At 42.9% G+C, this 12,747-nt stretch carries 13 protein-coding genes; 11 read left to right on the top strand and 2 right to left on the bottom strand.

Annotated features, from left to right (window positions below; genetic code table 11):
• The 3 genes from uvrC (at position 1) to pgsA (ending at position 3,408) form a co-directional block, all read left to right on the top strand.
• Positions 1–1,800 (top strand): excinuclease ABC subunit UvrC, encoded by a 1,800-nt coding sequence (gene uvrC / locus F897_RS01735; RefSeq protein ID WP_005232569.1) that lies wholly within the window; start codon positions 1–3, stop codon positions 1,798–1,800.
• A gap of 118 nt (positions 1,801–1,918) precedes the next feature.
• Entirely contained in the window at positions 1,919–2,713 is a 795-nt protein-coding gene (locus F897_RS01730) for a thioesterase family protein (RefSeq protein ID WP_005232567.1), read from the top strand.
• A gap of 107 nt (positions 2,714–2,820) precedes the next feature.
• Complete coding sequence (gene pgsA, locus F897_RS01725) at positions 2,821–3,408, top strand: CDP-diacylglycerol--glycerol-3-phosphate 3-phosphatidyltransferase (protein ID WP_034580359.1); 588 nt, start codon at positions 2,821–2,823, stop codon at positions 3,406–3,408.
• A 776-nt stretch (positions 3,409–4,184) separates the two neighbouring features.
• On the opposite strand, the gene F897_RS01720 is transcribed toward pgsA, so the two are convergent.
• Entirely contained in the window at positions 4,185–4,454 is a 270-nt protein-coding gene (locus F897_RS01720; RefSeq protein ID WP_005232563.1) for an oxidative damage protection protein, read from the bottom strand.
• A 29-nt stretch (positions 4,455–4,483) separates the two neighbouring features.
• Positions 4,484–5,914 (bottom strand): argininosuccinate lyase, encoded by a 1,431-nt coding sequence (gene argH, locus F897_RS01715; protein ID WP_051069682.1) that lies wholly within the window; start codon positions 5,912–5,914, stop codon positions 4,484–4,486.
• Here argH and F897_RS01710 point away from each other — a divergent pair.
• The 8 genes from F897_RS01710 to F897_RS01675 all read left to right on the top strand — a co-directional run bounded on the left by F897_RS01710 (position 5,905) and on the right by F897_RS01675 (position 12,634).
• The gene (locus tag F897_RS01710) at positions 5,905–7,059 is read left to right on the top strand and encodes a sensor histidine kinase (protein WP_005232560.1); all 1,155 of its coding nucleotides are present in this window, start codon (positions 5,905–5,907) and stop codon (positions 7,057–7,059) included. The two genes, argH and F897_RS01710, sit on opposite strands and share 10 nt — an antisense overlap.
• A 69-nt stretch (positions 7,060–7,128) precedes the next feature.
• Entirely contained in the window at positions 7,129–7,869 is a 741-nt protein-coding gene (locus F897_RS01705) for a LytR/AlgR family response regulator transcription factor (protein WP_005232557.1), read from the top strand.
• Between the two features lie 114 nt (positions 7,870–7,983).
• Positions 7,984–8,907, top strand: a complete 924-nt coding sequence (gene hemC, locus F897_RS01700; RefSeq protein ID WP_005232550.1) for a hydroxymethylbilane synthase — start codon at positions 7,984–7,986, stop codon at positions 8,905–8,907.
• Positions 8,907–9,674 carry a uroporphyrinogen-III synthase gene (locus F897_RS01695; RefSeq protein WP_005232549.1) on the top strand — a complete coding sequence of 256 codons (768 nt, stop codon included), beginning with the start codon at positions 8,907–8,909 and terminating at the stop codon, positions 9,672–9,674. Before hemC ends, F897_RS01695 begins: the two co-directional genes overlap by 1 nt.
• Positions 9,675–9,681: 7 nt before the next feature.
• Positions 9,682–10,521 carry a hypothetical protein gene (locus F897_RS01690; RefSeq protein ID WP_005232548.1) on the top strand — a complete coding sequence of 280 codons (840 nt, stop codon included), beginning with the start codon at positions 9,682–9,684 and terminating at the stop codon, positions 10,519–10,521.
• 6 nt (positions 10,522–10,527) lie between these two features.
• A complete protein-coding gene (locus F897_RS01685; protein ID WP_005232547.1) occupies positions 10,528–11,721 on the top strand; it encodes a hypothetical protein in 1,194 nt (397 codons plus the stop codon).
• Positions 11,722–11,728: 7 nt separating this feature from the next.
• Positions 11,729–12,154, top strand: coding sequence for an acyl-CoA thioesterase (locus F897_RS01680; protein WP_005232545.1), 426 nt, complete (start codon positions 11,729–11,731; stop codon positions 12,152–12,154).
• A gap of 153 nt (positions 12,155–12,307) precedes the next feature.
• Entirely contained in the window at positions 12,308–12,634 is a 327-nt protein-coding gene (locus F897_RS01675; RefSeq protein WP_104426706.1) for an H-NS histone family protein, read from the top strand.
• The last annotated feature ends 113 nt before the right edge of the window (positions 12,635–12,747 follow it).

Here is a 12,747-nt window from a genome sequence, read left to right as displayed (position 1 = left end):
GTGAACGAGAACGCACGCCCTCATATTGAAAAAATCTTGGCCAATATGACCACCTTACCCGGGGTCTACCGGATGTATGGCAAAGATGGCGAACTCTTATATGTGGGAAAAGCCAAAAACCTGAAAAATCGGGTGTCCAGTTATTTTGTCAAAACCCTTGATCATCCCAAGACTCAAGCTTTGGTGGCACGGATTTATGACATTCAAACTTTGGTGGTGCGTTCAGAAACTGAAGCTTTACTCTTAGAGCAAAACCTGATCAAGCTGCATCGTCCGCCGTATAACATCATGCTGCGTGATGACAAATCCTATGTCTATATTTTTGTTTCTGCAGACAAGCCTTATCCGCGGATTGCCAGCGGTCGCGGCAAGGGCAAACATCAGGTCGGCAAGTTTTTTGGACCTTATCCGAGTGCTTACAATGCTCGCGATACTTTGGTTATTCTGCAAAAATTATTCAATGTACGTTCCTGTGAGAATGGTTTCTTTGCCAATCGTACTCGACCTTGTTTGCAATATCAGATCAAGCGCTGTTCCGGCCCTTGTGTCGGCCTGATTTCACCTGAGGATTATCAGGAAGATGTTAATAACTCGATTCGCTTCCTGCAAGGCGATACTAAAGAGCTGAATCAGGAACTGATTGCCAAGATGGAAGCAGCCGCAGAAAATCTGGAATTTGAAAAAGCGGTATTTTATCGTGACCGGATGGCGTTACTGCGTGATGTACAGGCCCAGCAAGCGATTTATAAAGTCAAAGGTGAGGCAGATATTCTGGCGATTGCCTATCAGGCAGGGGTGACTTGTGTGCAGATCATGCATGTGCGTAATGGCAAGATGCTCGGCGGTAAAGGCTATTTTCCGGATATGCTGAGTGATGATCTGGGGCAAATGCTCTCGGATTTTATTGCCAATTTCTATTTTCAGGTTGCTGATGAAATTCCATCTGAACTGATCGTGAATATTGAAATGCCAGATCGGAAGGAACTTGAAGCCGCACTTTCTCAACATTTTAATAAGAAGATTCAGATCAAGTCCAAAGTCCGGGAAACCCGTGCCGAATGGCTGGAACTGGCACAGATGAATGTGCAGCATGCCATTCAGGGCAAGCTGGCTAATCACTTTGAATTGAATGAACGTTTCCATCAGTTAGAAGAGGTGGTGGGACGGCCGGTAGATCGGATTGAGTGTTTCGATATCTCGCATACCATGGGTGAAGATACGGTTGCTTCTTGCGTAGTCTTTGATAGTGGAGGCGCGCGCAAACGCGATTATCGTCAGTTTTCTATCAATGATATTCAGGCAGGTGATGACTATGCCGCGATGCGTCAGGCCTTAACCCGTCGTTATAAAAAAGCCATGCTGCCAGATTTGCTGCTGATTGATGGTGGTAAAGGGCAGTTGCATATGGCGATGGAAGTCATGCAGGAACTTGGACTGGATGCCTTTATGGTTGGTGTGTCTAAAGGTGAAGGGCGTAAGCCAGGTTTGGAAACTCTGCATTTTACCGATGGCAGCAAGATTCAGCTTCCAGAAGATCATAAGGCCCTGCATCTAATCCAGCAGGTACGTGATGAAGCCCACCGTTTTGCTATTACCCGGCATCGGGCCAAACGCGATAAAAAACGTGGCTCATCGGTATTGGAGGTGATTCCGGGACTGGGGCCGAAGCGCCGTCGTGATTTATTGACCCATTTTGGCGGGATTCAGGGCGTGCTTAAAGCTTCAGAAAAAGACCTGCAACTCGTACCAGGTCTGGGTTCTGTGATGGCCCGGATGATTTATAAAGTTCTGCATGAGTAATCGTTTTATATCAATTACAAGTGCAAAAATGCACATTGACCTTCGAGTCAAAGGTCATTTCTATTCATAGATTTTTCCAGCAATATATCGGTTCATCAGACAAAGTTGAAGGATCGATATGTCGTTGCAAGCACTGTACGCACAAATTGCGCAGCAAGAATGGATTGAAATGCCGACAGGCTGGGAGCAAGGGAGAACCATCTACGGCGGACTTGCGGCTGCAGTCATGATGCAAAAAGCCGTGGTAACAATCAATGATCCTGCTAAACGTCTGCTGAGTACCAGTGTGACTTTTGTTGGCCCGGTACAGGAAGGCAAAGCACGCCTGACTGAGGAAATTCTGCGTGAAGGCAAATCGGTCACTACCATCGAAGTGCGTCTATGGCAGGATGACGCTGTTCAAAGCATTCTGATTGCCAGTTTCGGCGTAGCGCGCGATTCTAGCATTCAGGTACATCAGGAAATCCAGGCTCCGGATTATGCTCCTCCTGAAATCCTGTTCCAGATTCCTGCACAGTTCAAGCTTCCAAAGTGTTTTGATCATTTTGAACTCAGATGGGCGGATTTGAATCTGCCGTGCAGTTCAAGTGTACGTCCTGATTTTGAAGGCTGGTGCCGCTTCCATCCAGATCAACATTCTGACCGTGAATTTCAGTTAGCTGACCTGATGGCCATTTTTGATATCTGGCCACCTGGGGTGTTACCGATGTTTCAGACACTGGCCCCGGCGAGCAGCCTGACCTGGACTGTAACCTATGTGCATCCAGTGCAGCATCAGCTACATGATTGGTTTAAATATAAAGTGATTACCGACCATGCGGCTGATGGTTATTCAACAGAACATGCCTATCTGTGGGATGCAGAAAATCGGCTGATTGCGATGGCCAGACAGACAGTGACGGTGTTTGCCTAGTGACACTTCAAGTCAATTCGTATAAAGTGAAGCGTATTAATGATGGATTAAACCTCGAAAAAAGTGTGCATTTTCATCGTACATGAGGGGAACAATTGGCGGTGTCTATGACTACAGGTCGTATCCTGAATATTCCAAATATCTTGACCTTGGCTCGTATTATCCTGATTCCGGTTTTTTTATTGGTCGCATATTGGCCACCGGCAATGGGATTTAATGAAACCAGTCCTGATGTGACTCGGCATATTATCTTAACGACAATTTTTGTAGTGGCTGCAGTCACTGACTGGTTTGATGGTTATCTAGCGCGTACTCTGAATCAGACGTCTGCTTTTGGTCGCTTTTTAGATCCGGTTGCAGACAAGTTGATGGTCGCTGCTGCACTCATTGTATTGGTACAATGGCAACCTTCAGTTTCTATGGCTTTTGCAGCCATTGTGATTATTTCACGGGAAATTACAGTTTCAGCTTTACGTGAATGGATGGCTGAACTTGGTGCGCGTACCAGTGTGGCGGTGTCTACAGTGGGTAAATACAAAACCGCGTTTCAGATGATTGCGATTACAGTATTTCTGCTGAACTGGCCACCGCTAGAAATGCTGGCTTATGCGTTGCTATATACAGCTGTGGTACTGACCTTATGGTCGATGTTTATTTACCTAAAAGCAGCTTGGCCATATCTGAAACAGCCTTAATCAATAAAAGCTCCTTAAAAGGGGCTTTTTTTATAGCTAAAAATAGAGAATATAAAAATAACAGGCAAAAAAATACCCAGCCTTTGGGGGAAGAACTGGGATGAAATCGGGGGTATTTCTCAGTTATTATTATAGTTATTCAAAGATATCTCATCTTCTTGCTAGTCATTATAGGGAGTGCCTTACACAAAATCATGTGGTTTCTTGTAGCTGAATGTTGTGTTTTGTGAGAGCAATGTATACAGAATTTACAATTGATTATTTTGATACAAATCTGATTGCTTTTCAGTAAGATAATAGCTGCTTAAATTTAAAAAACACGGTAGGAAAATGACAGGTTTTAAGCCTGTTTTTTAGCTCAATAATTTTCGATTTCATGAAAGTTAGAATAGTTTTTAGAGTGCTTTTAAGAGAAATAGAATATCTATAGAAAAAGAATACTCGAGGAGTCTCTTGCCAGGTATTTAACTCATGTTCTGGTGAAGAAATAATTTTCAAATTAAAAAGGGAATTCTTTTTATAGGTTACTTTTTTTATGGCATTCGAAGTGATACCTTTCGCTTAATTTACGTAAAAGAAAAGCTTGAGCTTAGATAAAAAAATTTCCATGTAAGGAGTTTTTTATTCTATGAACTCATAGCTGCTTGTCTTGCGTAATTTTTAGAGCAGTACTCTTTCCAATAAAAAAAGAGCCTTAAAAGAGACTCTTTTTAAATGCTTGCCTACGCGGACTTTGTCCTTGTCTTGCGTAAAAAAGAAAAGCAGTGCTTTGTTTTTTACTCAGGCTTTAGCCCTTCAGCTTTTTCCAATGATTCATCATTGTTAAAGAACTTCTCGCGTTGCTCTTCAAGGAACTTTTTCGCATCCGGTTCAAACACGTTTAAACGCTTTTCATTGATCAGCGTGGTCTGGTGTTTCAGCCATTCTTGCCAAGCCTGTTTAGATATCGTATCAAACAGTTCCTGACCCTTTGCACCCGGGAATGGTGCAAAGTCTAAACCTTCCATTTCTTGTTGATACTTACGGCAAAAAACTTGTCGAGACATATCAATACTCCAATTTAAAGCGAAAGCAATTAAGCGTAAAGTTTCTCTAGGCGAGCATGCGCACGTTCGATCGCAGCTTCAACCTGTGCAGGTGCAGTACCACCAATGTGATTACGTGCATTCACAGATGCTTCTAAAGTCAGGGCTTTTTCAAATACATCTGCCTGAATCAGATCAGAGAACTGTTGCAGTTGCTCAAGTGTTAGTTCAGACAGATCTTTACCTTCCTGTACGCCTAGAGCTACCGCTTTACCCACAATTTCATGAGCATCACGGAAAGCCACGCCATTTTTTACCAGATAATCTGCCAGGTCAGTCGCCGTTGAGAAACCGCGAAGTGCAGCTTCACGCATGATTTCAATATTTGGAACCAATGCAGGAATCATGTCAGCGAATGCCACCAATGAACCACGAACGGTATCAATCGCGTCAAATAATGGCTCTTTATCTTCCTGGTTATCTTTGTTATAAGCAAGTGGTTGACCTTTCATTAAGGTCAATAGGCTCATCAGATCACCATATACACGGCCGGTTTTACCACGGATCAGTTCAGGTACATCCGGGTTTTTCTTCTGTGGCATGATCGAAGAACCAGTGCAGAAACGGTCTGGAATATTTACGAACTTGAACTGAGCCGATGTCCACAGGATCATTTCTTCAGACATACGTGATAGGTGCATCATAATTAAAGATGCCGCAGCATTGAATTCGATACCAAAATCACGGTCAGAAACGGCATCTAAAGAGTTTTCAGCTACAGCTTCAAAACCTAGAAGCTCAGCGGTATAAGCACGGTCAATTGGGTAAGTCGTACCTGCCAGAGCAGCAGAACCGAGTGGCATACGGTTAACACGTTTACGGCAATCAATCAGACGCTCAGAGTCACGTACCAGCATTTCAAACCAAGCCATTAAGTGATGACCAAAAGTCACTGGCTGTGCAGTTTGCAGATGGGTAAAACCTGGCATGATGGTATTGGTATTTTTCGCTGCCAGACCCAGGATGCCTTTTTGCAATTTTTTCAGTAATTCCAGGATCGCATCGATTTCATCACGTACATACAGGCGGATATCTGTGGCAACCTGGTCATTACGGCTACGGCCCGTATGCAATTTTTTACCGGTAATGCCGATACGCTGAGTCAGGCGCGACTCAATGTTCATATGCACATCTTCAAGGTCAATGCGCCATTCGAAGTTACCTGCTTCAATATCTGCTTTAATGGCAGTCAGACCTTCGATAATGTCATCACGTTCCTGTTCGGTCAGTACGCCAACTTTTGCCAGCATAGTTGCATGTGCAATCGAGCCTGCAATGTCTTGTTTATAAAAACGTTGGTCAAATTGAACAGATGCTGTAAATTCAGCAACAAAAGCATCAGTCGCTTCAGAGAAACGACCGCCCCACATACCCGAAGTCTGGGCTTGTGATGGATTTGAGGAATTAGAAGATGTGGTCATGTCGGCTCAATCAGATTAAAAGCAGTAGAACGAAAAAGAGTATAACAAATTCAAAGCCCGTTGCCGAAGTCCAAGTCGATCAATCTTTTACATCTCCGACTGGATCAGCGCAAAGCTCCTATTTTTTTAGCCAGATTGGCAAGCTGCACTATTTACTGGAAATGTTTATTGGCGGCAATGTGCTGGCCATGGTCTTGGCCTTGGCAAAAGCACAATCCTGGCAAGCGCTCAATCTGGCAGATCTGCTTCAATATATGCTGTATATCAACTGGATACTGTTATGTTTTGCAGCGCTAATCGAGCTTTTTCATCAGCATTTTCAGCGCATGGGGATTAAGCTGGCATTAATCTGCGGATTTCTGCTGTTGCAGGCGATTGTTTTGGTAACTACGACCAGTCTGAATGTACTGACTTATTTTGGCAGTAATTTGAATTTTCAGGGACTGAGTCTGGCAATCGCACTGGAACAGGTCGGCCTACATCTGAGTTTTGGTATCCTGTTAGGTATGTTCTGTTTTCGCTATTTGTATTTGCGTGAACAATGGGCGCAGCAGCAGCACAGTGAATTAAATGCACGGATTCAGGCCATGCAGGCTAGGATTCATCCGCATTTTCTGTTTAATAGTCTCAATAGTGTAATCAGCCTGATCAGTATCGACCCGGACAAAGCCGAACAAATGTTGCTGAATTTGTCCCGTTTATTTCGGGCCAGTTTTCAGGAATTGAAACTGGTCAAATTGCAGGAAGAAATTGAACTCTGCCAGCGCTATCTGGAGATTGAACAGATTCGTCTGGGAGAGCGTTTACAGGTCGAATGGAAATTAGAAAACAAAGACTTATACTCACAAGTCCAAATTCCATTATTGACTTTACAACCCCTAGTGGAAAATAGTATTTTCCATGGAGTTGAAAAAATTTTGACAAAGAGTACCATAAGCATATTGATTGAAATCTTGCAAAATCAAATTAATATCATCATAACAAACCCTTATACGCAGGATAATAAAACATTAAAAAAGGGACATGGTATTGCAATTGAAAATGTCAGACAGCGTCTGGAAGCTTATTACGGACCTACGATGACGTTTCAGACTTTCGCCGGTGGAGGGGTGTTTACCACGGTTGTGCAATATCGCTATAAATAAAAATAAATCAAGGAAATCACAGTTAACTTATAATCAAATGAATAATGTTGACTGGATTAAGGAGGAGAAATGGACGTCCTGATTTGTGACGATGAGCCTTTGGCTGTCGAGCGACTATCACGTTTAGTCTCTCAACTGGGGCATGATGTGGTTGCAACAGCTACACATGGTCGTCAAGCAATTGATCTGGCTCATCAGCATGAACCTGATGTCATCTTATTAGATATTCAAATGCCTGAAATGGATGGTTTGACCTGTGCGCAGCATTTGCGTCAGCTCGACCCAATGCCGGCTATTGTCTTTTGTACGGCCTATGACCAACACGCGCTGGATGCATTCAAGTCTAATGCAGACGGCTACCTGCTTAAACCGGTGATGCAACAGGAATTGGCACAGGTTTTAGAGCATTTAATTAAACTTACCCAAGCTCAAATGAGCCAACTAAAACAAAAAGAAAATATGGAAGAAATCAATATCAGCCGCCATCAAATTGCGGCAAAGACCTATCGCGGGGTCGAATTGGTGCCAGTTGAAAATATCTATTATTTTCTGGCGGATCAAAAATATGTGACTGTACGCCATAAAAACGGCAGTGTCCTGATTGATGAAACCCTGAAGGAGTTGGAACAGGAGTTTGGACATCAGTTCATCAGGATTCACCGTAATGCACTGGTTTCGGTTCACTATCTGGAAGGCTTGGAAGTGGTAAGTTCCGGCCAGTATCAGGTGCGTTGTCGTGAACTGGAAGAGCGTCTGGCGGTCAGTCGGCGTCATTTGCCATTCTTGCGGGAACGGATTCAGAAACTCTAAACGGATCAATGAGTTCGTCTGGAACAGCATTGAAACATGCATAAATTCGCTTGCATTTTCAAGTGAGCAGGTTAAGTTTAGACTATTATTCTCATTGACTGTTTATTGAAATTTATGAAGACCCTAAAAATTGCTACTCGACAAAGTCCACTTGCGCTCTGGCAGGCGGAACATATCCGTGCACGCTTACAGGACCTGCATGCTGGACTTCAGGTCGAGTTAGTCACTTTTGTTACACAGGGCGATAAAATTCTTGATACGCCATTGGCTAAAATTGGCGGTAAGGGCTTATTTGTAAAAGAATTAGAAGCAGCCTTACTAGATGGCCGTGCCGATCTGGCAGTCCATTCAATGAAAGATGTCCCGATGGCCTTGCCTGAAGGCTTATCTTTGGCAGTTATCTGTGAACGTGAAGATCCACTGGATGCTTTTGTCTCAAATACTTATGCCAGTTTCGACGAATTGCCTCAAGGTGCCAAAGTCGGAACTTCGAGCTTGCGCCGTAAAACGCAGATTTTAAAACAGCGTCCGGACCTTGAGATTATCGATTTACGCGGTAATGTCGGTACACGCTTATCCAAACTGGATGCAGGTCAGTATGATGCAATTATTTTAGCCAGTGCCGGTTTAAAACGCTTGGGCCTTGCAGATCGTATTCGTCATAGTATTGTGCCTGAAGTAAGTTTACCCGCAGTAGGACAGGGTGCATTGGGCCTGGAATGCCGGAGTGGAGATCAAGCGGTATTAGATTTAATCCAGCCTCTATTACATGCAGAAACTGATGCGTGTGTCCGTGCCGAACGTGCCTTTAATGCCTATCTGGAAGGTGGCTGTCAGGTGCCAATCGCAGGCTATGCCACTTTAAACGAAGGTGTCATTTCGATTGAAGGCCGGGTCGGTAGTGTAGATGGCGCAACTTTGCTACGTGCACAGCAAAGCGGAAACATGGCAGATGCAGAGCAATTGGGCGTGCAGCTGGCCAAAGCTTTGCTAGATCAGGGCGCAGGCGAGTTATTGAAAGCCCTTTATTCAAAATAATGTTGTTCATTAATACCCGTCCGAGTGATCGTGCTGCAAATTTAACGCAAGCCCTACAGACAGCGCAGATTCCGGTGATAGAGTTGCCCTTGCTAGAACTGGTACAGCAGCCTTATAAGGATGAGCTGGCCAGTTTGTTTAGGCGGCTACCCCAAGCAAAACTGATTGTCGTCGTGAGTCCGAACGCTGCCCAGATTGGCATGCAATATTTGCAGCAGGCAGGTCTATCATTGCATGATCTTGGAAGTATCCAGTGGGTCGCTGTAGGTAAAGCTACCGAGCAGGCTTTAGCAAGCTACGGTATCCAGAGTTATGTGCCTGATGTGGAGACTTCGGAAGGGATGCTGCAATTGCCTGTACTGCAGCAGTTAGCTACCGGATCAACCGTCGCTTTTTGGCGAGGTGAGGGTGGGCGTCAGTTTATGATGCAGCATTTAAAGGATCAGCAAATTCATATATTGAATTTCATTTTATATGATCGTCAGTGTCCGCCAGTTGCTTCTAAGATATTAGCTAAACATTTGACGAGTCTTGAAGCTAATCCTTGTTATGCAGTCTTGGTCAGCAGTGAAGCGAGCTGGCTTAACTGGCTAGCCTTGATGCAGCCGTATCCGCATCTCATTAATCGGGCATTGTATTTGGTTTTAGGGCCACGTTTGGCTGCCATGCTTGGGGAATATCAACAGCAACATCAGGCTGGTTTTCAATTCGCTCAGTTAGAGGACTTAAGCGGATCGACGATTTTGCAGCAGCTACTGATGTACTAGGAAACGCATGAAAAAATTATTCATTGTTTTTTTCATCTTGAGCTTGGCGTGGATTGCCAAGCTGAGCTATGACCTGTTTGGTTTGAATTCAGCACAGACTGAATTGACCCAGAATTTTAAGCAGCTGCAACAGCAGAATACCAATCTGAATGATCAGCTAGTGGCTTTAAAACGTCAGGTTGCTACGAGCCAAGCAGCAAACCCTGAAACACCGAACAAGGGGACAGTTCAGGATACTCCTGTAGCTGATTTGCAGGATGATCTGCCTTTGGTCGAGCAATATCTGGATCTGGTTGAGTTTGCCTTGCAGCAGCAACAATATGCAATGGCTATGGAAAAGTTGAATCAATTATCCAATCAGCTTGAACATCTAGAACTGGCACCTGCTCTTCTGGGTAGCCTGAATCAGGCGATTGACAAGGATCGAGAAGTCCTTAAGCAGTTCATCAACAATCGTTTAGTACAACAGAATAAATTAAAAGAATTACTGCAACAGATTGATGTTGAGATGGAAAAGGAAATCCAGGTGCAGCATCAGCACCGCGCTACATCCCAAAGCTCATTCTGGCAGCGCTGGATTCAGATTGAATCAGTCGAGAAGCCGAGTGCAGTCTTAATGCAGCGTAATCTGGTCTTAAAAGAAGCTCAGCTGCGTTTACTGATTGCAGAAAATAGTGTGCAACAAGGACAACAGGTAGCTTTCCAGCAAGCCCTGAAAAGTGTGATCGAGGTATTGGCTCAACTTCCAGATGTGCAAAGCAAACAATGGATTCAACGACTGGAGCAAATTAAGGCAGCACCTCAGACGCCTACTCCTCAGCTCAATACGCGTACCCTGATCGGTTAATTGCTTATGAAACAGATTTTACTTGCTTATTTACTGGTTGGTTTGTTGGGCTTAGCGATCTTGAGTGTACTGAGCTATGGTTATGGTGCGGGCTATGTGTATTTGTACTGGCGCGAACTACAGATCCAGACCACTTTCTGGTTTCTGGTGGGCCTACTCATCGCAATCAGCTTCCTGATGCATATGCTGTGGTATGCGACCAAACGTTATCTCAGCTTTAAACGGCGTAAACATGAAACGGTATTCAGCTTTGCACGCCTGCATCCTTATGAGCAGTTAGCTGTGGTTTGGTTATTAAATGCTGCACAGGATCAACGGGATTTTATCCAGCAGTCTTTTAATCAGTCGGGATTGCTCAAGCATATTATTGATGCCCGATTATCTTGGGGACAGCAACAATATAGCGAAGCATTGAGTAGTTTAAATCAGTCCAATCCTATGGCATTTGAACTGGCAGAATTACAGCGAATTGAAATCTATTTATCGCAGCAGGATGGTCAGCAGGCATTAACGCATTTAGAATTTTTAAATCAGCATGAGTTATCCCCTTGGTTAAGACGAGTCAAAACCGCTTATGAGCAGCGTTTAAATGCTTTATGGGGGCAATTTGCCTTACAGTTTCCCTGGTTATATTTACGTTCAACCAAATATGGACATTTAGACCAAGAAGTAAAAAAAATATGGCTGCAGCAATTATTAATAGCTTATGACCAGGCCACTGAAGATGATTTAGAATATTTAAAACAACGTTATCTGGATTTAAAACAGGACATATTTAACCGTGACTATGAAGTCAAGCTATTATGGTTGAAACTGTTATTTAGAATACCGGAAATGAGTGTTGAGCATGAAAGCCTTGCTAAACATTTACTGGAACTCCAATTTAATCAGGATGTATTTTATTTATGGTTCCAGCAGCAGTTATTAAAGCAGTTTCCAGATTATGCAGATATTGAGCAGCAGATCTCAGTTTGGGGTGCAAAATATACTGCACTGCCTATATTAAGTTTTGCCAAATGGCATATTCTGCAGGCAACTGGCCGGGTAGAAGAAGCTCAGCAATTGCTGGATCTCTATCCAGATGACATCCGCATGAGCTATTTGAGAATTAAATCTGTATTGCAGGGAAGAGAGGATTTAATACAGCAGTTAAATGCCGTATTTGAATCGAATGTTAATTTTATCGAAATCAGAATTTGAGGAAATAATGTCAGAATTACAACAATATCCGGTGATTTATTCGCAAACTGTTGCATGGGGAGACATGGATGCGTTTGGGCATGTTAATAATGCCACGTATTACCGTTATATAGAAAGTGCCCGTTTGGCTTATTTGGGTAAATTAAATATTTTTGATGAAGATATTTTAACAGTGGTGGCTTCGAATCAATGCCGTTATTTAAAACCTGTAGTTTACCCAGATCAATTAAAAGTGGCGGCACGAATTGATGAAATTCGGAATAGTGCAGTCAGAATGCATTATTTATTATGGAGTGAACAGCAGCAAAGTATCGTGGCTACTTCAGAAGCAGTAATTGTATGTTTAAATAAAAATATGCAGAAAACTGAAATACCTGAAAATATTCGAGAAAAAATAAAATCGCTGGAATTAACTGTACAACATGCCATTTAATATTAGTGTTTCATCTCTAATTTAATGATTAATTTTGTAATGACCTTTAAGTTTATTGTTATACATTTAAAATTTTATATTGAATATTACACTTAATATAAATATGATGGGTCCGTTATTTATTAAAAGAAATAATGCTATTTATTGGAGAACATGATGCCAGACATTACAAATTTATCAGTTGAAGAGTTAAAACGTTTACAAGCAGAAGCTGAGTCTTTAATTGCTTTGAAAAAAGATCAGGAAATTGAAGATGCTTATCATCAGGTATTGGAGATTGCCGATAAGGTAGGCTTAACGATTGAACAGCTTCTTGAATTTGGTGCTTCTAAACGTAAAAAAACTGCACGTAAGTCTGTAGAGCCACGTTATCGCAGTAAAAGCAATCCGGAAGACACCTGGACTGGTCGCGGTAAACAGCCACGCTGGTTAGTTGCTGAATTAGAGAAGGGCGCAAAACTGGAAGATTTTGTAATCTAATCCTTCTGCCTTATTATTCATCATCAGGTTATTTACAAACGGCCTGTGATTGATCAGCCAAGCACATCCTGCTTGGTTTTTTTATGCCTATGAATTGGCGTCAGAGAAAAAGT

It is taken from the genome of Acinetobacter variabilis, from assembly GCF_000369625.1.
Lineage (GTDB): Bacteria > Pseudomonadota > Gammaproteobacteria > Pseudomonadales > Moraxellaceae > Acinetobacter > Acinetobacter variabilis.
The sequence above is the reverse complement of the archived record's forward strand: the minus strand, read 5'-3'. Positions and strand labels throughout refer to the sequence as shown.